At 73.7% G+C, this 21,445-nt stretch carries 21 protein-coding genes; 9 read left to right on the top strand and 12 right to left on the bottom strand.

Annotated elements, in window-relative coordinates; translation table 11 throughout:
* Positions 1-29: 29 nt before the first annotated feature.
* Positions 30-1,280 carry a cysteine--1-D-myo-inosityl 2-amino-2-deoxy-alpha-D-glucopyranoside ligase gene (gene mshC / locus ACVW07_RS00510; RefSeq protein WP_456817341.1) on the bottom strand — a complete coding sequence of 417 codons (1,251 nt, stop codon included), beginning with the start codon at positions 1,278-1,280 and terminating at the stop codon, positions 30-32.
* Positions 1,281-1,336: 56 nt separating this feature from the next.
* Here mshC and ACVW07_RS00505 point away from each other — a divergent pair, with 56 nt between their 5' ends.
* On the top strand, positions 1,337-2,353 hold the full coding sequence (locus tag ACVW07_RS00505) for a magnesium and cobalt transport protein CorA (protein ID WP_456817340.1): 1,017 nt from the start codon (positions 1,337-1,339) through the stop codon (positions 2,351-2,353).
* 3 nt (positions 2,354-2,356) lie between these two features.
* Here the strand turns inward: ACVW07_RS00505 and ACVW07_RS00500 are convergent, their stop codons facing one another.
* Positions 2,357-3,247, bottom strand: a complete 891-nt coding sequence (locus ACVW07_RS00500) for an undecaprenyl-diphosphate phosphatase (RefSeq protein WP_456817339.1) — start codon at positions 3,245-3,247, stop codon at positions 2,357-2,359.
* Between the two features lie 98 nt (positions 3,248-3,345).
* On the opposite strand from ACVW07_RS00500, the gene ACVW07_RS00495 reads away from it, so the two are divergent.
* The gene (locus ACVW07_RS00495; RefSeq protein WP_456817338.1) at positions 3,346-4,308 is read left to right on the top strand and encodes an aldo/keto reductase; all 963 of its coding nucleotides are present in this window, start codon (positions 3,346-3,348) and stop codon (positions 4,306-4,308) included.
* 20 nt (positions 4,309-4,328) lie between these two features.
* On the opposite strand, the gene ACVW07_RS00490 is transcribed toward ACVW07_RS00495, so the two are convergent.
* Positions 4,329-4,637 (bottom strand): primosomal protein, encoded by a 309-nt coding sequence (locus tag ACVW07_RS00490; RefSeq protein ID WP_456817337.1) that lies wholly within the window; start codon positions 4,635-4,637, stop codon positions 4,329-4,331.
* 101 nt (positions 4,638-4,738) lie between these two features.
* Here ACVW07_RS00490 and ACVW07_RS00485 point away from each other — a divergent pair, with 101 nt between their 5' ends.
* Entirely contained in the window at positions 4,739-4,990 is a 252-nt protein-coding gene (locus tag ACVW07_RS00485; protein WP_456817336.1) for a DUF5703 family protein, read from the top strand.
* A 23-nt stretch (positions 4,991-5,013) separates the two neighbouring features.
* Here ACVW07_RS00485 and ACVW07_RS00480 read toward each other — a convergent pair whose 3' ends face one another.
* The 5 genes from ACVW07_RS00480 to ACVW07_RS00460 all read right to left on the bottom strand — a co-directional run bounded on the left by ACVW07_RS00480 (position 5,014) and on the right by ACVW07_RS00460 (position 11,791).
* Positions 5,014-6,360, bottom strand: coding sequence for a M20/M25/M40 family metallo-hydrolase (locus ACVW07_RS00480; RefSeq protein ID WP_456817335.1), 1,347 nt, complete (start codon positions 6,358-6,360; stop codon positions 5,014-5,016).
* A gap of 37 nt (positions 6,361-6,397) precedes the next feature.
* Positions 6,398-8,485, bottom strand: coding sequence for a M3 family metallopeptidase (locus ACVW07_RS00475; RefSeq protein ID WP_456817334.1), 2,088 nt, complete (start codon positions 8,483-8,485; stop codon positions 6,398-6,400).
* 59 nt (positions 8,486-8,544) lie between these two features.
* Positions 8,545-9,576, bottom strand: coding sequence for an NAD-dependent epimerase/dehydratase family protein (locus tag ACVW07_RS00470; protein ID WP_456817333.1), 1,032 nt, complete (start codon positions 9,574-9,576; stop codon positions 8,545-8,547).
* A gap of 98 nt (positions 9,577-9,674) precedes the next feature.
* The gene (gene ald, locus ACVW07_RS00465) at positions 9,675-10,787 is read right to left on the bottom strand and encodes an alanine dehydrogenase (protein WP_456817332.1); all 1,113 of its coding nucleotides are present in this window, start codon (positions 10,785-10,787) and stop codon (positions 9,675-9,677) included.
* Positions 10,788-10,861: 74 nt separating this feature from the next.
* Entirely contained in the window at positions 10,862-11,791 is a 930-nt protein-coding gene (locus ACVW07_RS00460; protein WP_456817331.1) for an aminoglycoside phosphotransferase family protein, read from the bottom strand.
* 384 nt (positions 11,792-12,175) lie between these two features.
* Between ACVW07_RS00460 and ACVW07_RS00455 the strand changes: the two genes are divergently transcribed.
* Together ACVW07_RS00455 and ACVW07_RS00450 are read left to right on the top strand one after the other, a co-directional pair.
* Positions 12,176-13,003, top strand: a complete 828-nt coding sequence (locus ACVW07_RS00455) for a matrixin family metalloprotease (protein ID WP_456817330.1) — start codon at positions 12,176-12,178, stop codon at positions 13,001-13,003.
* Positions 13,004-13,108: 105 nt separating this feature from the next.
* Entirely contained in the window at positions 13,109-13,759 is a 651-nt protein-coding gene (locus tag ACVW07_RS00450) for an alpha/beta fold hydrolase (RefSeq protein WP_456817329.1), read from the top strand.
* A 2-nt stretch (positions 13,760-13,761) separates the two neighbouring features.
* On the opposite strand, the gene ACVW07_RS00445 is transcribed toward ACVW07_RS00450, so the two are convergent.
* From ACVW07_RS00445 to ACVW07_RS00430, 4 genes are read right to left on the bottom strand one after another with little or no spacing between them, the layout of a single operon-like run.
* Positions 13,762-14,607, bottom strand: coding sequence for an ABC transporter ATP-binding protein (locus ACVW07_RS00445; protein WP_456817328.1), 846 nt, complete (start codon positions 14,605-14,607; stop codon positions 13,762-13,764).
* Positions 14,585-15,601, bottom strand: a complete 1,017-nt coding sequence (locus ACVW07_RS00440) for an ABC transporter substrate-binding protein (protein ID WP_456817327.1) — start codon at positions 15,599-15,601, stop codon at positions 14,585-14,587. The genes ACVW07_RS00445 and ACVW07_RS00440 overlap by 23 nt, the downstream gene beginning before the upstream one ends.
* A complete protein-coding gene (locus ACVW07_RS00435; RefSeq protein WP_456817326.1) occupies positions 15,598-16,398 on the bottom strand; it encodes an ABC transporter permease in 801 nt (266 codons plus the stop codon). Before ACVW07_RS00435 ends, ACVW07_RS00440 begins: the two co-directional genes overlap by 4 nt.
* A 4-nt stretch (positions 16,399-16,402) precedes the next feature.
* Positions 16,403-16,696, bottom strand: coding sequence for a thiamine-binding protein (locus ACVW07_RS00430; RefSeq protein WP_456817325.1), 294 nt, complete (start codon positions 16,694-16,696; stop codon positions 16,403-16,405).
* A 452-nt stretch (positions 16,697-17,148) separates the two neighbouring features.
* Between ACVW07_RS00430 and ACVW07_RS00425 the strand changes: the two genes are divergently transcribed.
* The 4 genes from ACVW07_RS00425 (at position 17,149) to ACVW07_RS00410 (ending at position 21,442) form a co-directional block, all read left to right on the top strand.
* Positions 17,149-18,516 carry a DNA polymerase IV gene (locus ACVW07_RS00425; RefSeq protein ID WP_456817324.1) on the top strand — a complete coding sequence of 456 codons (1,368 nt, stop codon included), beginning with the start codon at positions 17,149-17,151 and terminating at the stop codon, positions 18,514-18,516.
* Between the two features lie 96 nt (positions 18,517-18,612).
* Positions 18,613-19,566 carry a hypothetical protein gene (locus ACVW07_RS00420; protein ID WP_456817323.1) on the top strand — a complete coding sequence of 318 codons (954 nt, stop codon included), beginning with the start codon at positions 18,613-18,615 and terminating at the stop codon, positions 19,564-19,566.
* A gap of 146 nt (positions 19,567-19,712) precedes the next feature.
* Positions 19,713-20,333: a dihydrofolate reductase family protein gene (locus tag ACVW07_RS00415; protein WP_456817322.1), complete on the top strand. Its 621-nt coding sequence runs from the start codon at positions 19,713-19,715 to the stop codon at positions 20,331-20,333.
* A gap of 11 nt (positions 20,334-20,344) precedes the next feature.
* A complete protein-coding gene (locus tag ACVW07_RS00410; protein WP_456817321.1) occupies positions 20,345-21,442 on the top strand; it encodes a DNA glycosylase AlkZ-like family protein in 1,098 nt (365 codons plus the stop codon).
* The last annotated feature ends 3 nt before the right edge of the window (positions 21,443-21,445 follow it).

Below are 21,445 nucleotides of genomic sequence, written 5' to 3'. Positions count from 1 at the left end.
GTGCCGGTCCGTCCGTCGCGACGCAGCGCTCAGATCCGGATCCCCAGCAGCGCGTCGATGGTGCGGGCGACGACGCCCGGTGCACCCTCGACGGGGTCGGCGGTCCCCGCGAGCGAGTCCTCCACCCAGGCGTCCACGACCGCGAGGGCCGCGGGGGTGTCCAGGTCCGCGGCGACCGCGGCGCGCACGCCGGCCAGCATGGCGGTGGCGTCAGGCCCGCCGTTGCCGGACACCGCGCGGCGCCACCGCTCGAGACGCTGCTGGGCGCGGTGCAGGTCGGCGTCGGTCCAGTCCCAGTCGTCGCGGTAGCGGTGGGCGAGGATCGCGAGACGCACGGCCATCGGGTCCACACCGGCGGCTCGCAGGCTCGACACGAGCACGAGGTTGCCGCGGGACTTGCTCATCTTCTCGCCGTCGAGCCCCACCATCCCGGTGTGCACATGGACCCGGGCACCTTCGCCCGCGTCGAGCAGACGCGCGTGGGAGGTGCTCATCTCGTGGTGCGGGAACAGCAGGTCGGACCCGCCGCCCTCCACATCGAACGGCAGGCCCAGCCCGTCCCGCGCGATGACCGCGCACTCGATGTGCCAGCCGGGACGGCCGGGACCCAGCACGCCGCCGTCCCAGGCGGGCTCGCCGGGCCGCTCGGACCGCCAGAGCAGCGGGTCGAGCACGGACCGCTTCCCGGCGCGGTCGGGGTCTCCCCCGCGCTCCGCGAGCAGGACACGCATCGTGTCGTGGTCCAGGCCCGCCACGGTGCCGAAGTCGGCGTCCTTGGACAGGTCGGCGTAGACGTCGCCCTCGCCGGTCGAGCCCGGTGTCGGGACCCGGTAGGCGGCACCGACCTCCAGGAGATCGCTCACGGCAGCCACCACGGCGGGGATGGACTCCACGACGCCGAGGTACGTGTCGGGCGGGAGCACGCCCAGCGCCGTCATGTCCTCGGCGAACAGGGCGGTCTGCTCGACCGCGAGCGTCCGCCAGTCGACGCCGGTCGCGGTCGCCCGCTCCAGCAGCGGGTCGTCGACGTCCGTCACGTTGGACGCGTACCTGACCGTGTGGCCGGCGTCGCGCCACGCCCTGCCCAGGACGTCGAAGGCGACGTAGGTGGCGGCGTGGCCCAGGTGCGTGGCGTCGTACGGGGTGATGCCGCAGACGTACAGGGTCGCCACCTGCCCGGTCGCGGCGACGACGAGCCGACCCGACGAGGAGTCGCGGACCTGGACCGGTGCACCGCGTCCGGGGAGCTGAGGGATCGGCGGGGTCGGCCAGGTGAGCACGGCGGCAGCCTAACCGTCACCGCACGCCCGGGGTCCTGGGGTGTCACGATGCAGCCGTGGAGACGACGACACCGGCGCGCGACGACCGGGGCGAGCGCGTGTGCGAGCAGACCGGCGACGGGTGGCAGCCCCTGGAGCACGACCGCGGTCCCGGCGGTGGTGCCCGGTGGGTCGTCGTCCAGGAGCCCGGTCGGCTCGTCGACGCCGCTCGACGGTACGGGCTCGGCGAGGGTGTGGTCGCCGCGCTCGAGCACCGTGGGGCGAGCGCCCACCCGGTGTCGCCGAGCCTCCCGATGCGAGCGCGGGTGGACCGCACGCTGGGCGGGGAGCTCGTGCTGACCGTACCCACGCTGTCGTACGTCGAGCAGACACGTGACGTGCGCACCGGAGCACTCACGTGCGTCGTCGGACCCGACGTGCTCCTGATGTGCGAGCTGGGCGACGCCCAGGTGATCGAGCACGCCGAGCACAAGCTGACCTCGGGCACCGCCGTGCCTGACCGCGGCGTCCAGCAGGTGCTCGCCGCCGTGCTCCTCACGCTCGTCGCCACGGCGTCCGAGGTCGAGATCGCGCTCGGGGAGGCCACCGCCGAGACCGAGCGGGTGGTCTTCTCGTCGGACGGCCGCACCCGGTCCGTCGAGCAGATCTACGACCTCAAGCGTGAGATCGCCGAAGCCCGTCACGCCCTCGGACCGGTCACGACCGTGCTCCCGGACCTGCTGGCCGAGGAGGAGGAGGCGTCCGGCGGCGCTGCGGCGCCACCGTGGCTGCGCCGTCTGCAGGCCAGCACCGACCGCGTCGACCGACACCTGGACGCGCACGACCGCCTGCTGGGCGACATGCTCTCGGCGCACCTCGCGCAGGTCTCCGTGCAGCAGAACGAGGACATGCGCAAGATCTCGGCGTGGGCGGCGATGATCGCCGTGCCGACGCTGGTGGCCGGTGTCTACGGCATGAACTTCCGGCACATGCCGGAGCTCGACTGGACCTACGGCTACCCCGCCGCGCTGGTCGGCATGGCCGTCGCGTGCTGGGTGCTGTTCCGCGTGTTCCGACGGTCCGGCTGGCTGTAGCCGTCAGGCGTTCGCGGGCGCCGAGCTCGCATCGAGAACTCCCGTGAGCAGGAGCAGCACGACAAGGACGGCCAGCCCGACCCGGTACCAGACGAACGGCGCGTAGCTGAACGTCGAGACGATCTTCAGGAACACGATGATGACCAGGTACCCGACGACGAACGAGACGAGCGTGGCGAGCAGCGTCGCACCGAACCCGGGCGTGCCTGCGTGACCGAAGTCACCCACGCTCTTGGCCAGCTGGAACAACCCTGACCCGAACACCGCCGGGATCGCGAGCAGGAACGAGTAACGAGCGGCCGCCTCCCGGGTGTAGCCCATGAGCAGACCACCGGTGATGGTGCCCCCGGACCGGGACACCCCGGGGATGAGCGCCAGGGACTGCCACAGCCCGAACTTGACGGCCTCCCGGGGTGTGAGGTCGTCGAGCGGCCTGGCGTGCCGGCCACGCCGGTCGGCCCAGCCCAGGAACAGACCGAACCCGGCCAGCGTGAGCGCGATCAGCCACAGGTTGCGGAACGTCTGCTCGATGGCGTCCTGGAAGAGCAGGCCGAGCACGACGATGGGCACCGACCCGATCGCGATGAACCAGGCCATGAGCGCGTCGTGGTCCGCCGGCCGGTCGTTGGGCAGGCCGGCGCGCGAGCGCCAGTCGAGGCCCCGGTCCCCGCGCACCGCGCTCCACCACGCCGAGCAGATGCGTGCGATGTCGCGGCGGAAGTAGAGGATCACCGCGGACTCGGTGCCGAGCTGGATGATGGCCGTGAACGCCGCGCCCGGGTCGGAGGACCCGATCAGCTCACCGACGATGCGCAGGTGCGCGCTCGACGACACCGGCAAGAACTCGGTCAGTCCCTGGACCAGACCCAGGAGGATCGCTTCACCTGCACCCATGCTCACGAGCCGCAACCCTAGCGGGGCCGCAGGGCGACGGATGCGACCCGGCGGGCCGTCCTCGGGGGCCATGGGCGCCGCGGCTACTGTTGCGCCTCATGGAACAGCGCCATCTCGGCCGCACAGGTCTGCGCGTCTCGCGGCTCGGGCTGGGCACCATGACGTGGAGCCGAGACACGGACGAGCACGAGGCGGCCGAGCAGCTGCGGGACTTCGTCGACGCCGGAGGCACCTTTCTCGACACGTCCGCGTCGTACGCCGACGGGGGGGCCGAGGAGCTCGTCGGCGCCCTGCTCGGCGACGTCGTCGCGCGGGACGAGCTCGTCCTGTGCACCAAGGCGGGCGTCCGACGCACGGGTTCGGGCGGCGTGCTCGACGCGTCGCGGGGAGCGTTGCTCACGTCGCTCGACGCGTCCCTGCGGCGACTCGGCACCGACCACGTGGACCTGTTCCTCGTGCAGTCGCCGGACACACGGACGCCGCTGGACGAGACCGTCTCCGCGCTGCGGCTGGCCGTGTCGAGCGGGCGCGCCCGGTATGTGGGGCTGTCCAACCACGCGGGCTGGCAGGTCGCCCGGGCGGCGACGCTGCTCGAGGGAGACACCGGCCTCGCGGCCGTGGAGGCCGAGTACTCGCTCCTGCAACGTGGCATCGAGCGCGAGGTGCTCCCCGCAGCGGCAGCCCTCGGGATCGGTGCCCTCGCCTGGTCGCCGCTCGGTCGCGGTGTGCTCACCGGCAAGTACCGCCGGACGATCCCGGCCGACTCGCGGGCCGCGTCGCCCCATCTCGCCGGGTTCGTCGAGCCCTACCTCGGACGCGACTCCGCCGCGGTCGTCGAGGCGGTCGCCACGGCGGCGGACGGCCTCGAGCGGACTGCCCTGGAGGTGGCGCTGGCGTGGCTGCGCGGCCGTCCGGGAATCTGCTCGGCGATCGTCGGCGCACGGACCGCCTCGCAGCTGCGCGGGTCGCTCGCCTCCGAGGACCTCGAGCTGCCGGTCGAGCTGCGGCGCGCTCTCGACGAGGTCAGCGCACCGGAGGTCGGGTACCCGGAGCGGTTCTGAGCCCGTCCGAGCCGGCCGCCTCAGCGGCTGCTGAGCCCGGTCGGCTCGTCCGCGAGGTCGTCGACGTCGTAGCCGTCCTCGTCGACCTCGTCATCGTCCTCGTCCTCGTCGTCCTCGTCGTCCTCGTCCTCTTCGGCGAGGTAGAACGGCGTCGCCTCCCCGTGGACCGTGCCGAGCGCGTCGTCGTACACCTCGAACGCGTCCGCCAGCACGTCGTACGCGTCGTCGACGTTCGGGTCGTCGTCGCCGTGCTTGGAGACGACGGCGTTGTAGTGGGCCTCGAGGGCTGCGATCAGGCGGTCCAGCGCGGCACGCGGGTCGACGGTCATGCGACGACCGTAGCGCCGTGCGGGGCACAATGGCACCGCGTAAGGTCGGTCGGCACCGGTGGGACGGCGACGCGTGCACGGCGCGCGGGACGGGGTGGCGGATGGCACAGGGTCAGGCGGGGACGAAGCGTCAGGACTGGATCTCCCAGGGCGGCCAGTACGAGGTCAGGGTCATCGTGATACCGCCGTCGACGACCCGGAGCGAGGCCCGGCAGCTCCTCACCGAGCAGGCCGAGTACGGGCGCTGGGAGCTGGCCCGCACCCGCCTGTTCGCGGGCGGCGGCCGCAAGGTCTGGCTGCGGCGCAAGATCATCCGGGTGCACAGCACCCTCTCGCAGGCCGAGGACGACTGACCCGTCGTCGGTGCGGCAGCGCGTCAGCAGGAGCGCAGCAGCCGGTCCAGCACTCGGGTGCCGAAACGCAGGGCGTCCGTCGGGACGCGCTCGTCGACCCCGTGGAACATCCCCGCGAAGTCGAGGTCCGTCGGCAGCCGCAGCGGTGCGAACCCGTACCCCGTGATGCCCAGCCGTGACAGCGACTTGTTGTCGGTACCGCCGGACAGCGTGTACGGCAGCACTGTCGCGTCGGGGTCCTCCGCGAGCAGCGAGTCCACCATGGCGTCCACCAGACCACCGGAGAACGGCGCCTCGAGCGCGACGTCGTGGTGGATGCGCTCGAGCCGGACGTGCTCGCCCGCCAGGTCCGTCACCGTGGCGACGAACTCGTCCTCGAGGCCGGGCAGGAAGCGGCCGTCGACCGTGGCCTCGGCGCTCCCCGGGATGACGTTCGCCTTGTACCCGGCGGTGAGCTGCGTCGGGTTGGTGGTGTGACTCAACGTTGCCCCGACGAACTTGCCCGCGGGTCCGAGCGCTACCACGAGCGCGTCGACCGACGCGGGGTCCTCGGGGTCGAACGGCAGGCCCGTGAGATCCGCGACGCCCCGCAGCAGCGCGTGCACGGTCGGCGTCAGGCGCACCGGCCACGGGTGGCGGCCGATCCTGGCGACGGCGTCGGCGAGGTGCGTCACCGCGTTGTCGCTGTTCACCTGGCTGCCGTGCCCCGCCCGGCCGTCGGCGACGAGCCGCAGCCACGACAGGCCCTTCTCGGCGGTCTGCAGGAGGTAGGCCCGCCGCCCGTCGACGTCGACGGAGAAGCCGCCGACCTCGCTGATCGCCTCCGTGGCGCCCTCGAACAGGTCGGGACGATGGTCGACGGCCCACCGGGCGCCGTACGTGCCCCCGGCCTCCTCGTCCGCGAACATCGCGACCACGAGGTCCCGCGCGGGCCTGCGACCCTCGCGCACCATCTGGCGGACGACCGCCAGGATCATCGCGTCCATGTCCTTCATGTCGACGGCTCCACGGCCCCAGACCAGCCCGTCGGTCTCCTCCGCTGCGAAGGGGTCCACGGTCCAGTCCGCGGCGCGGGCCGGCACGACGTCCAGATGACCGTGCAGCACGAGCGCCGGCCGCGACGAGTCCGCACCCTCGAGACGCACCACGACGCTCGAGCGGCCCGGCTCGCTCTCGAACAGCTCCGGGGCGAGGCCGACCTCGGTGAGCAGTCCCATGACGTGCTCCGCGGCGGCCCGCTCCCCCGGGCCCGAGCCGTCGCCGTAGTTCGACGTGTCGAACCGGATCAGGTCACGACAGATCCCGACGACCTCGTCCTGAGCGGTGGGGCTGTTCAGGGGCACGGCTGAGCCGGTACGGGTGTCGGGCATGCCGACCACCGTACCGGCCCTCCCGTGCACCGGACGGTCAGCGTTCCCCGGCTCCCAGCAGGCCCCGGCGGGCCAGCAGCGGCCGGATGTCCGCGTCGCGGCCACGCAGGTCACGGAACGCCTGGAGCGGGTCGACGGAGCCCCCGCGGGACAGGAGCCGGGCGCGGAACGTGTCGCCGTTCTCGCGGCGCAGACCGCCGTTCTCGCGGAACCACTCGACCGTGTCGGCGTCGAGCACCTCGGACCAGATGTACGAGTAGTAACCGGCCGAGTACCCGCCGGCGAACACGTGGTTGAAGTACGTCGTCCGGTAGCGCGGTGGCACCGGTGGGAACGCGACGCCGGCCCGCTGCAGCGCGGCCGCCTCGAAGGTCTCCACGTCGGCCGGGTCGGTCGGCACCTCGTCGGGCGACAGGCGGTACCACGCCTGGTCCAGGAGCGCCGCGGCCAGGTACTCGGTCGTGGCGAACCCCTCGCCGTCCTGCCGGGCGGCGAGCAGCGTGTCGACCCACTCGGACGGCATCGGCTCACCGGTCTCGTGGTGCAGCGCGAACGCCCGCACGATCGACGGGTCCCACGCCCACATCTCGTTCACCTGCGACGGGAACTCGACGAAGTCCCGCGGCACGTCGGTCCCGGACTGCGACGGGTAGCGCACCGCCGAGAACAGGCCGTGGAGCGCGTGGCCGAACTCGTGGAACGCGGTGATCACCTCGTCCCAGGTGAGGAGGGTGGGCTGTCCCTCGGGCGGCTTCGGGATGTTGAGGTTGTTGACCACCACGGGCAGCTCGTCGAGCAGCGTCGACTGGTCGACCAGGTTGTTCATCCATGCGCCGCCGCGCTTGGACTCGCGCGTCCAGAAGTCACCGAGGAACAGGCCGAGACCGCTGCCGTCGGCGTCGAACACCTCGAAGACGCGCACGTCCGGGTGGTAGCCGACCAGGTCGTGACGTTCTGCGAACGTCAGTCCGTAGAGCGCGTTCGCCGCCCGGAACACACCGTCCGCCAGCACGCGCTCCAGCTCCAGGTAGGGGCGCAGCACGGCGTCGTCGAGCGAGCGTCGCTCCTTGCGGACCTGCTCCGCGTAGAACGCCCAGTCCCACGGCTCCAGGGTGGCACCCGGGTGGTCACGGACGAGCGCCGCCTCGAGCTCGGCGGCCTCGGACCGGGCGTTCGCCACGGCCACCGGGGCGAGCCGCTCGAGGATGTCGGCGACGGCCTGGGCGGACTTGGCGGTGGCGTCCGCCGCGACGTACGCGGCGTGGTGGTCGAACCCGAGGAGCTGGGCCCGCTCGGCCCGCAGCCGGACGAGCCGCAGGACCGTGGGCCGGGTGTCGTGCGGACCCTGCGACGCACCGCGCGTCGCAGAGGCCCGGAAGACCCGCTCGCGGAGCCCACGGTCCCGCAGCGTCGCCAGCGGCGCCTGCTGGGTGGGGAGCTGCAGCTCGACGAGCCAGCCGTCGTCGTGGCCGCGCTCCTTCGCCGCCAGTGCCGCCGCCGCCCGGGCGTCCTCCGGCAGGCCGTCGAGCTCGGCCTCGTCCGTGACCAGGACCGCCGCCGCGTTGGTGGCGGCTAGCAGGTCGCGGCCGAACGTCGTCTCGAGCGACGTGATCTCGGCGTTGAGCGCTCGCAGCCGGTCCTGCGCCCGGGCGTCGAGGTGGACACCCGAGCGGACGAACTCCGTGCGGGTGCGGTGCAGCAGCCAGGCGGTGTCCGGCTCCAGGTCCAGCCGGCCGTCCTCGGCCGCCGCGTGCAGCGCCTCCAGCCGGTCGAACAACCGCACGTCGAGGTACGTCGCGTCGTGATGCTCGGCCATCAGCGGCGCGACCTGCTCCTCGACCGCGTCCAGGCCCGGGGTGGAGTCGCTGCTCGCCTGGTTGTAGAACGACGTGGCCGCGCGGTGCAGCAGCCGACCGGAACGTTCCAGGGCGACGAGGGTGTTCTCCACCGTCGGCTCCGCCGGGTCGGTGGCGATCGCCTCGAGCTCGGTCCGGTGCTCGGCCATGCCGGCGAGCAGGGCGGGGAGGTAGTGCTCCTCACGGATCCGGGTGTGGTCGGGGAGCCCGTACGGCAGCGTCGAGGGGGCCACGAAGGGGTTGTCCGCGGCGAGGGTGGTGTCCGTCATGGCGGCCATCCTTCCGGAGCAGCCGGTCGTGTGCCGCTCATGACACCCGGCGGTCCGTCTCAGCTCACCTGCCCGCGACCTGCCAGGAACCGGTCCTCGGCCGCGTACGGGAAGAGGTCGCCCCTGGCCTCCATGCGGACGAACCCCGGGAAGGCAGCTCGCCAGTCGCCGGTGCGTGCCTGCTCGACGAGCCACTCGACCGTCGGGCGGACCGACTGGGCGTAGCCGGCCGGGGCGACGTAGCCGAGCGTGCGCTCGGCCTGCCCCATGTCGAGCACCATCGGGCGGGGCACGCACCACGGCGTGAGGCCCACGCCGTCGACCGGCGGGCCGGCGAACGTGACAGTCCGCGTGTGCACCCCGAGCGCGGCGTCGACCGCGGCAGCGATCTCCGCGACGGTCAGTGCCTCGGGATCGGCCGCATTGAGGACCCGGTCCCCCGGACGGGCGGCCGCGAGGCGCACGAGCTCGGCGAGCACGGATGTCGAGGTGGTGTGGAAGCGGCTGGCGCCGTCGTAGGCCAGCACGCGGACGTCGCGGCCGTCGAGCACGCGCTTCACGAACGTCCACTCGCGCGGCTGCCGGCAGCCCGGTCCGTGGATGGCCCCCGGTCGCAGCACGGTCACCGGGACGTCGGCCGCGAGCCAGGCCCGCTCGAGGGCGACCTTGCCGGTGGCGTACGAGCCCGTGGCGGGGCCGACGGTCGGCTGGTCCTCCGTCACGGGCACGGGGAACGCCCCGAACTCCTCGGTCTCGAACCCGTCGCCGTGCGCGTCGACGTACACCGCCGCGCTGGACACGACGACGGCCGAGCCGATGCGGTCGCGTCTCGCGAGGAGCGGCCGGGCGTCCGCGTCGTCGTACGCCACCACGTCGACGAGCACGTCGACCCCGGCCCCCAGCGCCCGGTCGAGCACCTCGGGGTCGCCCCGGTCGCCGACCACCGGCTCGGCTCCCCAGCGGGCCACCTGCGCGCCGTGGGTCGCCGCGTCCCGGGTCAGCACCCGGACGTCCCAGCCGTCCGCGAGGAGCGCCGGTACAGCTGCCCGGCCGATCTGTCCGCTGCCGCCGATCAGGAGCGCCGTCGCCATGAGGGCACGCTAGGACGAGCGGCGCACCGGCGCCGTCCGGACGAGGTGTGGATGCACCGCGCCCGTGGTGCTGCGTCCGGCCGGCCGGCCGGAGACGGTCAGGTCGCGGCGGCCAGGTCGCTGACCGGGTAGCCGTGGGCGTCGCCGACGGCGGCGTTGAACAGCAGGCCACCGTCCGTGGTGACGCCGGCGGCCAGGGCCGGGTCGTGGGCGACCGCCTGGCGCCACCCGTGGTCCGCCAGCGCGGTGAGGTAGGGCAGCGTCACGTTGGTGAGCGCCCGTGTGGACGTCACCGGGACGGCACCGGGCATGTTCGCCACGCAGTAGAAGACCGCCTCGTGCACGCGGAAGGTCGGGTCGTCGTGCGTGGTCGGTCGCGTGGACTCGAAGCAGCCGCCCTGGTCGACGGCGACGTCGACCAGCACCGACCCGGCGCGCATGCGGGCGACGACCGCGTCGGACACGAGGTGCGGTGCCCGGGCGCCCGGCACGAGGACCGCACCGATGACGAGGTCGGCGTCGACGACCTCCCGCTCGAGCACCCAGGCGCTCGAGGCGAGCGTCCGGACCCGGCCGCCGAACGCGGCGTCGACCTCGCGCAGGCGGGGCATCGACACGTCCAGCATCGTCACGTCGGCGCGCATGCCGACGGCGATCTCCGCGGCGTGCCGGCCGACGACACCGGCGCCGAGCACCACGACCTTGGCCGCGTCGACCCCCGGGACGCCCCCCAGGAGGAGGCCCGCGCCGCCCTCGTTCTTCATCAGGTGGTAGGCGCCCACCTGCGTGGCGAGGCGCCCGGCGACCTCGCTCATCGGCGCGAGCAGGGGCAGCGAGCGGTCCGGGAGCTGGACCGTCTCGTAGGCGATCGACGTGGTCCCACCCTCGAGCAGCGCGTCGGTGGTCGGCCGGTCGGCCGCCAGGTGCAGGTACGTGAAGAGCACGAGGTCCTTGCGCAGGAACCCGAACTCGCTGGAGACCGGCTCCTTGACCTTGCACACGAGGTCGGCTGCTTCCCACACGTGCGCGGCGTCGGGGACCACCCGGGCGCCCGCGTGCACGTACTGCTCGTCCGGGATGGCTGACCCGGCGCCGGCGCCCGTCTCCACGAGTACCTCGTGCCCGTGCCGCACGAGCTCGTGCGCTCCCGCGGGCGTCAGGGCGACGCGGTACTCCCGGTTCTTGACCTCGCACGGGATGCCGATGCGCATGGCGTGGTCCCTTCGCTCGCCCTGTCCGCCAGTCTCGTCGCCCTGAGGCGTCCCGGCAGTGCGGGAGCGGGATGTCACCCGAGCAGGCGCGCCCAGACCGCCGCGTCGGCCAGCTGCTGCCGGAGGGTGGCGACGTCCCCGGAGACGTCCCACCACCACAGCGCGGACTCGACGCCGCGCGCGAGCCCCCACGCCACGATGCGCTGCCGGTCCAGACCGGTCGCGTCGCCGACCAGCGCCACCCGGGCCCGCAGGGCGCTCGCAGGGTCGAGGTGCGTGGACGGGTCGTCGACCTGCGCCAGCAGCGGCCACAGGTCGTACGCCGGGTCACCTCGCATGGGCTTGGGGTCGATCGCGACCCACCGGTGGCCGGCACCCTGCAGCACGTTGCCCGGGTTGAGGTCGCCGTGCACCGTGGCCGGCTCCCCGGTCACGGTCCGCGGCAGGGTACGCAGGACCTGGACCGCCTCCCGGACGAGGCCCGGGTCGGCCCCGGTGCCCGCCCGCCGCGCCCGGTCCGTCAGCAGGTCCGCCCAGCGCCCACACACGTCCGCCATGGACGGCACGTCGGCGCCTGCCGCCGCCGGGGCGGCCAGCAGGGCACGCAGCACGCCTGCGCCGGCAAGCAGCCGGTCCCCCGCCGGAGCGCTCGACCTGCTGAGCGGCGTCCCCGGCGTGACCCGCTCGAGCAGCAGGGCCCAGTCGCCCGGGTCGTCGTCGAGGAGCAGCGGGACCCCGTGCCCGTGCCACGCCCGCAGACCCGCGGCCTCGTGGCGGGCCTCGTCGTGCGGGAACGAGACCTTGAGCACCGCGGCCGTGCCGTCCGCGCACCGGACCGGCGCCGTCCACGACGCGGTACCGGAGGGAAACGGCTCGCCGAGCCGCAGGTCCCAGCGGCGGACCGCGCGCCCGAGGAGGTCCGGCAGCCGCGCGATCCAGTCCCGCCCGTTCTCCGTGCGGCCGACGCCGTCCTGCAGGATCCTGGGGACGGTCACCTCGGGCACCTGCCGAGGGTAGCGACGCGCGTGCGCGAGGGGTGGCGAGCAGTCCTGGCCGGGTCCGCGCCTGGTCTCGCGCGCACCTGGGCGATCGGCGGGTGATGTCTGCCCGCCTGACCCCGACAGCGTCGGGCCCTGTGCGATCCTCGCGGGATCCACGACGGGTGGGTCGGGCGGGTCAGGTCGGGTCGAGGAGGACGGCACGTGAACGGGGGCTATCGGTTCGACGAGGGCGTCGCCACGCCGCCCGGGGCTCCTCCTGCGCGCGTGCCGTCCTTCGTGCCCGCCTCCGTCGCGACCCCCGTGCCGAGCATCGTCCTCCTGCCGGCACCCGCCTCTTCGGCTCTGGTCCATCCCTCTCTCCCGGCCGGTCCACCCGCCGACCGGCCCATGCTGGCGCCGACGGCCGGTGGGGTCCGGTTCCTGGCGCCGCCGCAGTCTGCGCGGCGCCCGTCCCGGCTCGTCAGGATGATGATCGCGGGCGCGATCGCGGCCACCGTCGTCACCGGTGGCCGGTGGTGGGTGTCCGTGGCGCTCCCGTCGTCGAGCCCGCCGGCCGGTCTGGAGGAGGCCCGCCTCCCCCTCGGCGCCCCGCCGCCCGAGTCCGTGCTCGACACCGGGTCGTACGCGTTCTCCGCGATGCAGCCCGACGGATCCGGCCCCGTCACGTACAGCCCGTGCCGGCCCATCCACTACGTCGTCCGGCCCGACCAGGCGCCCGACGGGGCCGACGCCGTGCTGCAGGCCGCCGTCGAGCGCGTGGCCCACGCCACTGGGCTGCGGTTCGTCGCGGACGGCGCGACGGACGAGGCGCCCGACCCCGGCCGGCCCGCGTACCAGCCGGACCGCTACGGCAAGCGGTGGGCACCGGTGCTCATCGCCTGGTCCACGGCGTCCGAGACCCCCGGCCTGGCGGGCGACGTCGCCGGCACCGGCGGATCCGCGGTCCTGACGCACGACGGGCGGAGCACCTACGTGACCGGCGCCGTCACGATCGACGCCGAGGAGCTCGGGCGTCTCCTCGCGGCCCCGAACGGCAGCGGCGTCGCGATCGGCGTCCTCACGCACGAGCTCGGCCACCTCGTCGGGCTCGCCCACGTCGACGACGCCACCCAGCTGATGTACCCGCGCACGAGCGCGAACGTGACCACGTTCGGCGCCGGCGACCGGGCGGGGCTGGCGCTGCTGGGCTCCGGCGCCTGCGCGCGTGACGTCTGACTCGCTTCAGGAACCACCCAGGAGTGCCGATTACTCTCACGTCAACGCGTCCCACGCACGCGGTCCCGTCCTGAGGAGCGTCCCATCCACCGTCCGATCATCTTCGTGCACGGCACCCGCACGTCGTCGGCCATCTGGCAGCGCCAGGTCGACGCGCTGAACGCCTCAGGACACCCCACGCTCGCGCTCGACCTGCCGGGGCACGGCACGCGGTCGCACGAGCGGTTCAGCCTCGACGGGGCGATGGCCGCGATCGACGACGCGGTCGCGTCGTTCGCCGTCGCCCCGCTGCTGGTCGGCCTCTCCCTCGGCGGCTACGCGAGCCTCGCGTACGCCCGCCGGCACCAGCACAAGCTCGCCGGCGTCGTTCTCGCCGGCTGCTCCACGGAGATCAAGGGCAAGCCGCTGCACGCGTACCGGCGCGCCTCCACGTTCGTCACGCGCGCGCTGAACCTCGGCGGTGGGACGTGGCACGTGGTCGCCGACATGCTCTCGGCGCTCGCCGGGTACTCCCCCCTCGCCGACCTCCGCAGGATGCACCTGCCGGTGTGGCTCGTGAACGGCAGCCGCGACCCTCTGCGGATCGACGAGCGCCGCTACCTCGTGGCTCGTCCCGGCGCCCGGCTGACCGTGGTGCAGGGCGCGGGCCACGACGTGAACTCCCATGCGCCGGCCGCGTTCAACCGCGTGCTGTTCGACGCGCTGCACGAGCTGCGGCACCACGGCCCGGTCCACGTCGCGGCCGCCACGCTCTGACCTCACGGCCTGCGGCGGGACGCACCCGTTCCCGGGTCGAGCGCCTGCAGGAGCTCGCGCCGTGCGTCGTCCGGTTCTCCACGGGGGACGGGCAGGTCGAGGACGACGCGTCCGGGACGGTCGGACAGCACCACCACCCGGTCGGCGAGGAGCAACGCCTCGTCGACGTCGTGCGTGACGAGCACGACCGTCCGCCCGCTGCCGTCGCGACGGCCATGGCCGGCGAGGTCGAGGTCCGCCAGCCAGGCGTTCATGCGGCGCCGCGTGATCGCGTCGAGAGCGCCGAACGGCTCGTCGAGCAGCAGCACCGGCCGCCCTGGCAGGCATGTCCTGAGCAGGGCCAGCCGTTGGCGCATGCCGCCCGACAGCTCGTGCGGCCAGGCGCGCTCGAAGCCGGACAGACCGAACGCGTCGAACAGCGCCCGTGCCTGCGCGGCGGCGACCGCCCGGTCGAGACCGGCGATCCGCGCACCGACCAGCGCGTTCGGCAGGGCGCGCCGCCACGGGAGCAGCCCGTCGCGCTGCGGCATCCACGCCGTGGCCGTGCCGCCCGACGGGCTCACCGGCCGGGTCATGGTGCGCGCGGTCACCGTGGCTCCCGTCGGTGTCAGACCCGCGAAGATCCGCAGCAGCGTCGACTTGCCGCACCCCGAGGGGCCGACCACCGCGACGAACTCGTCCGGTCCCACCCGCAGGTCGACGTCGCGGAGCGCCACGACGTCGGACCGGGTCCGGCGGCCGGCGGTGGAGAACGTCACGGTGAGCCCGGAGACCTCCAGCGCCGGCCCCCGGCCCGGGTCACCGGCTCCGCTCCGGAGCTCCGCCTCAGTCGACGGGGAGGTAGTCATCGGTCCACGCCGCGTCCGTGTCGAACCCCGCGTCGGCGAGGTCGTGCTCCTGCAGGAACCCGACGAAGTCGTTCCAGACCTTCGCCTCCTGGACGCCCCAGTGCTCCGGGTCGTCCGTGTAGCGCGGTCCGAGCCACTGTGCGCTGAGCGTGAGCAGCTTCGCGTCGATCTCGGGTGCGGCCGCGTGGATCGCGTCGGCGGCAGCCTGCGGCTCGGCGATCGCGTCCTCGTAGCCGTGCGTGAGGGCGGCGAGGAAGTCACGGACGAGCTGGGGGTCGTCGTCCAGGTGCTGCTGGGAGGTCGCGACCAGCGGTGTGTACCAGTCGGGGATGCAGTCCGTGTGGTCGACGAACGGGATCGTCGAGACGTCGAGCCCGTCGATCTCACGCAACCGGACGGTCTCCCAGGCCTCGAACCCCCAGGCCGTGTCGTACTGGTGCGCGGTGAGACCGATACGGAAGTCGTCGCCGCCCAGCGGTGTGAACTTCACGGCGTCCGGGTCCCCGCCGTCGCACGCCACCAGGGTGCGCAGGAGGGCCGCCTCGAGGTCCGAGCCGTAGGTGCCGTACGAGTGCCCGGCAAGGTCGCGGGGACGGGTGATCCCGGAGGACGTGAGGGACACGAGGCTCGACGTGTTGTGCTGGATGACGGTCGCCACCGAGACGACCTGCGCCCCCTGCTCGCGGGCCGGGACGAGCCCTTCGGCCACCGAGTAGGCGAAGTCGGCCTTCCCTGCGGCGACGAGCTGCAGGCCTGAGGTGTCACCGGGCTCGACGATCGTCAGGTCGATCCCGGCATCGGCGAAGTAGCCGCGTGCCTGCGCGAGGTACAGGCCGGAGTGGTTCGTGTTGGGCGTCCAGTCGAGGACCACGGACACCGGTCGCAGCGGCGGCCCGGAGGCATGGTCGCCCGCGTCGGCGGTGGAGCACGCCGTGAGCAGGACGAGGCCCGCGGCAGCCGCGAGCAGACGGGCACGGGAAGCGGTGGTGGTCATGCAGGGGTCCTTCCGGGACGAGAGGTCGGTGCCGGCGCCGACGGTCGGAGCCAGGGGGTGGCGAGCCGCGAGAGACCGTCGACGAGCAGGAAGAGCAGGCCGGTGAGCACGGCCACGAGGGCGACGGCGACGAGGATCTGGTCGACCTCGTAGCCCTTGCGGGAACGCTGGACGAAGACGCCGAGACCGCTCTGGCCGGCGAGGTACTCGGCGACGACGGCCGCACCGATCGCGTAGGTGGCGGCGACCCGTAGGCCGCCGAGCGCACCCGGCACGGACGCCGGGAGCTGCACGAGCCAGAACTGGTGGCGGCGGGTGCCACCGAGCCCGGCGACCATCTCGGCGTGCTCCGCGTCCACGGCGGCCATCGCGGTCACGGCCGCGACCAGGACGGGGAAGAACGCGGTGAGCGCGACGAGCACGACCTTGGGCAGCAGCCCGAACCCTGCCCACAGGATGAGCAGCGGGGCGAGCACCACGGTGGGTACCGTCTGGGTGAGCGTGACCAGCGGGTACACGGTGTCGGACACCCACGGGAACGCCGCGATGAGCACGGCGAGCAGCAGGCCGACGACGGCACCGACCAGAAGCCCCAGTCCGGCCTCCGTCAGCGTCGTGACGACGTCGGTCCCCAGCAGGGGCGCGACCTGGACCGCGGCCCGGGCGACCTGCGTCGGCGGAGGCAGCACGAAGGCCGGGAGGCCTGACACGCGCACGCCGACCTCCCAGCCGACGAGGAGCACGAGACCGGCCACCGACGGCGCGACGAGGCGACGCCAGCGATGCCCGACGCGCATCGCGTCAGGCCCGGAACTTGCCGACGAGGTCCTGGATCGTGGGTCCGGCGTCGTCCTTGGCCTGCCCGACCTTGATGACGCTGGAGACGCCCGAGGCACCCGCCAGCACGGTCGCCTCGTGGACGGCGCGGAGCAGCGGCCAGAGCTCGTCGGGGGTGCCCTGGATGGTGGTGCCCATGGCGCCGACCTCGAACACGAGGCCGGACTGCTGGATCACGGCGATGGCGGCGTCGACGTAGGCGTAACGGTCGTCCTCGGTACCGCTCGGGCGGGGCGAGACCTGGATCTGTGCGAGCACGGTGTTCCTCCGGTGGGTCGGACCGGGCACGCAGCACCGAGGTCCGCCCGTACCGGGACGACGACGACGGACGTCCGGCGACGGCCGGGAGACCGCCCACGCCGCGCTCGGTGGCGCATCCCTCCGCTGGCATTACCCAGTTCAGGTTCTCGGGTCGACGTGCGCTGGCACCTTGCGGTGCCGCGGCTCGTCCTCTCAGCCCGGCTGTCCCGAGCTCCCCGGCGTTGGCAGGACGAACCTACCGGGACCGGACGGACGCGGCGGACGGCTTCTCACCCTGTGGTCGCCGGTCGGCCCTGCTCTCGGGCGAGGAGGTCGGGGCGGTGCTCGTCGAACCGCGAGGCACCACCAACACCGGCGACGCCGGTGGTGAGCGCACGGCACCTCTACGCGAGCTCGGCGACTCGTAGCGCCTGCCCTGCGCCGGACCTGCAGCGGGGCAGAGTAGGCACGTGGATCCCGAGCAGCTCGCCGACCCGTCGCGGGTGCGTGCGCGGGCGACCGTGCTGCACGCCGACGCGGACTCGTTCTTCGCGGCCGTCGAGCAGCGGGACAAGCCGTCGTTGCGCGGCAGGCCGGTGCTGGTCGGCGGGACCGGACCGCGCGGGGTCGTCTCGACGGCCTCGTACGAGGCCCGGCGAGCGGGCGCGCGGTCCGCCATGTCGATGAGCCGCGCGCGGCGGCTCGTCCCCGCCGCCGCCGTCCTCTCCCCTCGCTTCGAGGCCTACTCGGCGTACTCCCGGCAGATCATGGCCGAGCTCGGCACGCTGTCCGAGCTCGTCGAGCCGATCAGCATCGACGAGGCCTTCGTCGACCTGGACGCCGGGCCGCACGGGAGCGACGCCGCCGGTGCCGCCGCGGGCGTCCGTACCCGGATCCGCGAGCACACGGGGCTCGCGGTGTCCATCGGTGTCGGACGGACCAAGCTCGTCGCGAAGCTCGCGTCGGACGCGGCCAAGCCGGACGGGCTGCTCGTCGTCGAGCCGGCACAGGAGGACGACTTCCTCCTCCCCCTGCCTGCCCGGGCGATCCCGGGCATCGGTCCGGCGACCCAGGCGGCGCTCGAGCGGCTGGACGTGCGCACGGTGGCCGACCTGCGCAGGCAGCCGCTCGACGTCCTCACGATGACGATCGGCGAGTCCGCGGGAACCACCCTGTACCGGCTGGCGAGGGGCATCGACCCGCGTCCGGTCGGGCGCAGCGGCGAGCGCAAGTCCGTGGGCGCGGAGCGCACGTTCGCCGAGGACATCTTCGGCCGCGACACGATCGCGGCCGCCGTCGACGCGGTGGCCGACGAGGCGCTGCGCCGGCTCACCGCGCACGGCGGCGGCGCCCGGACCGTGGTTGCGAAGGTCCGCTTCGCCGACTTCACCACGGTGACGCGCTCCGTCACGCTGCCGCAACCCTCCGCGGAGCCGACCGAGCTGCGTGCGGCCGCCCAGCAGGCCGCGCTGGCGGCAGGCATCGGCGACTCGGTGCGGCTGCTCGGCGTGTCGTTCCACAACCTGTCGAGCCACGCACAGCTCACCCTGCCGTGGGACGACGCGGCGGTGGAACGTGCCGTCCCGGAGCCCGCGACGGCGGACGCCGGACCCGCCCCGGCACGGCTCCTCGACGAGGCCGTCGCACGGCCGGGCCTCGACGTCGAGCACGCCGTGCTGGGGCGGGGCTGGGTGGTGCACGTGCGCGGGCGCGAGGCGACCGTCCGTTTCGAGACGGTCGACACCCCGGCGGCGACGTCCCGGGTCCTGGACCTCGACGCGGACCCGCTGGTCGTGGTCCGCCCGCTCTCCGCGCTGCGCCTGGCGGCCGACGCCTGACGCCGTGGCGGTCGGCAGGGCTGCGCGGAGGCGGGTACGACCCGCCTCGCACCATGATGTGCACGGACGCGACTCGCACGGCGGGCAGGGGTGAGCATGACGGACGGACCAGCAACGGCTCCACCACCGCAGCCGGCGCCGCCCGAGGCGGTCGCCGAGGCCCTGACGTCGCCGATCCGCGCCACCTACCGGTCGCTCCGGATCGCCATCGTCGCCATGGCGCTGCTCCTGGCCACGTCGATCGTCGTCGAGCTCGTCTGGGGCGACGGTGAGCGCTTCGGTTCGATCAGCGGGTACTTCTACTCGCCGGTGCGCAACGTCCTGGTCGGCACGCTGGTGGCGATCGGGCCGGCGCTCGTGGCGATCAAGGGCCGGCCGGGGTGGGAGGACAGCCTTCTCGACCTCGCGGGCATGGTGATCCCGCTGGTCGCGTTCGCTCCAGCACCGTACGACGCAGGCCCCGACGTCTGCCCCGGGCAGGACCGGTGCGTCCCGCCGGACCTGGTCCCCGGCGTGGACAACAACGTCACGGCGCTGCTCGTGGTGGGTGCGCTGGTCCTGGCCTTCGCGTGGTGGAACCGTGCGGACGTCACGGCCGGGACGGTCCGTGTCGGGCTGGTCATCGCGACCGGGGTCTGGCTCGCCTTCGGGGTGTGGTTCGTCGGCTGGCACGACTCCTTCCTGCTCGGTGCGCACTACGCGGCCGCCATCGTGTTCTTCGTCTGCATCTCCGGTGCAGCGGCCTACGCCGCCCGGAACGTGAAGGAGCCCCCGCTCGGCAAACCGAAAGGGCTCTCGCCCGAGGGGTACAGCGCGGCATACCGCCTGATCAGCCTGCTGATGGCCGTGACCGTGGCCGCAGCCGCCGTCGCGGGGCTCGTCGGCTGGTGGCGCGACGTCGACCAGTGGCCGTACCTGCTGTTCACCGTCGAGGCGGCGCTGCTCGGGCTCTTCGTCGTCTTCTGGGTGCTCCAGACCGCCGAGAACTGGGACGAGGAGGCGGTGGAGACGACCGCCCGGTACTGCAGCCCGGCACCGGACGCCGCCTGACGGCTGTCCGCACCGGCCGCGACCGGGGGCTCCAGCCGCACCACCTCGAGCCGATCGTGGGACACCCTCGCGCTCACACGTCGGATGCGGTCTGATCGTCGTGCGGCCGCGCGGCGCGGACGCTCACACCCCACCTGGAGGACCCGATGGCGACGATCGTCTCCACCCTGTTCACGTCGCTCGACGGCGTCGTCGAGATCGACCCGGCGTGGCACTTCCCGTACTTCGACGAGCACATGGGCGCCGCCGTGATGGAGGACTACAGCAGCGTCGACGTGCTGCTGATCGGCCGCGTCACCTACGACAGCTTCGCGGGCGCCTGGCCGGAGCGGGAAGCAGCCGGCGGCGTGGACGCGGGCTACGCGGCACAGCTCGGCGACACCCGCAAGGTCGTCGTCACCCGTGGGAGCCAGGACCTCGGCTGGCGGAACGCCGAGCCGCTGCGTGGCGACCTGGTCGAGGCCGTCACTGCACTGTCCGCCGAGCCGGGAGTCGGCAAGATCCTCGTGCCGGGCTCGATCTCCGTCGTGCGCCAGCTGCTCGCCGCCCACCTGCTCGACGAGCTGCGCCTGCTCGTGCACCCCGTCGCGGCCCGCCGGGGCGAGCGCCTGTTCGACGAGGGCGACCCGATCTACCCGCTGCGCCTGCTGCGGTCGGAGATCTTCCCGACCGGGGTCGTCCGGCTCGTGTACGGACCGGGCGAGGTGCCGGGCACCGAGGCCTACGAGGACGTCGTCGAGCACATCCCCGGTTCCGACGAGTCCTGACCGGCCCGTCCGTGCTGTCGCTCACGTGGTCGCAGGCCCTCGCGTGGCGGCTGCGACGCCACCTGCTCGACCCGGTCGGTGCGAGGTCGACCGCCGACGTCGTCCGGACCCTCGGCGCCGTGACCGCCCAGCACGAGGCCGCGACCGAGCTCGCGGTCCGCACCCGCCGCCGCGACTCGACGGCCGGCGAGGTGGCACGCGCGCTCGCGGAGGGAGAGCTCATCAAGACGTTCGCGTTCCGCGGCGCGACACACCTGATGACGCCCGAGGACGGCGGCGCCTACCTCGCCCTGCGTGCCTCGAGCCGGATGTGGGAGCTCCCCAGCTGGCAGACGTACTACCGGCTGGCCCCGACCGACTGGCCCACGCTCAGACAGGCCGTCCGGGACGCCCTGTCGGACGGCCCCCGGACCCGCGACGAGCTCGGTGCGGCACTCACCGCGGACCCCCGGTTCGAGCACCTCGCGCACACGCTCGCGGCCGGCGCATGGACGTGGCTGAAACCTCTCGCGTGGCAGGGCGACCTGAGCTTCGGCCCGACGAGGGACGGTCGGGCGACGCTCCAACGGCTGGACCACAACCCGCGGTGGCGCGGCCTGCCGGACGTCGACACGGCCGGCGCCCGTGCCGTCGAGGCGTACCTCACGGCGTACGGGCCGACCACCCCCGCCCACGTGCACCGCTGGTTGGGCGACGGCCTCGGTGCGGCTCGGGCGGCGGTCCGTCGCTGGCTGGACGACCTCGGGGACCGGGCCGCTCGGATCGACGTCGAGGGCGTCGAGCTCCTCGTCCTGCGCGAGGACCTCGACGAGCTGGCCACGACCGAGCCGTCCTCCAGCGTGCGACTGCTCCCCCGCTACGACCAGTGGGTGCTCGGCCCCGGTACGGCCGACCCGCACCTCGTGCCGCCGGAGCATCGCGCTGCCGTCAGCCGAGGCGCGAACGTCGTGCTCGTCGGCGGATCCGTGCAGGGCACGTGGTCCGTCACCGGCCACGAGGTGGCGATCACCTGGTTCGGAGCCCCGCCCTCCAGGGAAGCGGTCGAGCTCGAGACCGACCGGCTCGCGAAGGCGCTCGACGCACCGCTCCACCTGGGAGATCCACGCTGAGAA

The sequence above is a fragment of the Cellulomonas sp. URHB0016 genome, assembly GCF_054057935.1.
The sequence above is the reverse complement of the archived record's forward strand: the minus strand, read 5'-3'. Positions and strand labels throughout refer to the sequence as shown.

What these genes read in the sequence shown, in the direction of transcription:
- ACVW07_RS00500 (WP_456817339.1), bottom strand. Translation starts at nt 3,247, where the DNA reads ATGGGTGCAGGTGAAGCGATCCTCCTGGGTCTGGTCCAGGGACTGACC.
- ACVW07_RS00495 (WP_456817338.1), top strand. Translation starts at nt 3,346, where the DNA reads ATGGAACAGCGCCATCTCGGCCGCACAGGTCTGCGCGTCTCGCGGCTC.
- ACVW07_RS00490 (WP_456817337.1), bottom strand. Translation starts at nt 4,637, where the DNA reads ATGACCGTCGACCCGCGTGCCGCGCTGGACCGCCTGATCGCAGCCCTC.
- ACVW07_RS00485 (WP_456817336.1), top strand. Translation starts at nt 4,739, where the DNA reads ATGGCACAGGGTCAGGCGGGGACGAAGCGTCAGGACTGGATCTCCCAG.
- ACVW07_RS00480 (WP_456817335.1), bottom strand. Translation starts at nt 6,360, where the DNA reads ATGCCCGACACCCGTACCGGCTCAGCCGTGCCCCTGAACAGCCCCACC.
- ACVW07_RS00475 (WP_456817334.1), bottom strand. Translation starts at nt 8,485, where the DNA reads ATGACGGACACCACCCTCGCCGCGGACAACCCCTTCGTGGCCCCCTCG.
- ACVW07_RS00470 (WP_456817333.1), bottom strand. Translation starts at nt 9,576, where the DNA reads ATGGCGACGGCGCTCCTGATCGGCGGCAGCGGACAGATCGGCCGGGCA.
- ald (WP_456817332.1), bottom strand. Translation starts at nt 10,787, where the DNA reads ATGCGCATCGGCATCCCGTGCGAGGTCAAGAACCGGGAGTACCGCGTC.
- ACVW07_RS00455 (WP_456817330.1), top strand. Translation starts at nt 12,176, where the DNA reads ATGCTGGCGCCGACGGCCGGTGGGGTCCGGTTCCTGGCGCCGCCGCAG.
- ACVW07_RS00445 (WP_456817328.1), bottom strand. Translation starts at nt 14,607, where the DNA reads ATGACTACCTCCCCGTCGACTGAGGCGGAGCTCCGGAGCGGAGCCGGT.
- ACVW07_RS00440 (WP_456817327.1), bottom strand. Translation starts at nt 15,601, where the DNA reads ATGACCACCACCGCTTCCCGTGCCCGTCTGCTCGCGGCTGCCGCGGGC.
- ACVW07_RS00435 (WP_456817326.1), bottom strand. Translation starts at nt 16,398, where the DNA reads ATGCGCGTCGGGCATCGCTGGCGTCGCCTCGTCGCGCCGTCGGTGGCC.
- ACVW07_RS00420 (WP_456817323.1), top strand. Translation starts at nt 18,613, where the DNA reads ATGACGGACGGACCAGCAACGGCTCCACCACCGCAGCCGGCGCCGCCC.
- ACVW07_RS00415 (WP_456817322.1), top strand. Translation starts at nt 19,713, where the DNA reads ATGGCGACGATCGTCTCCACCCTGTTCACGTCGCTCGACGGCGTCGTC.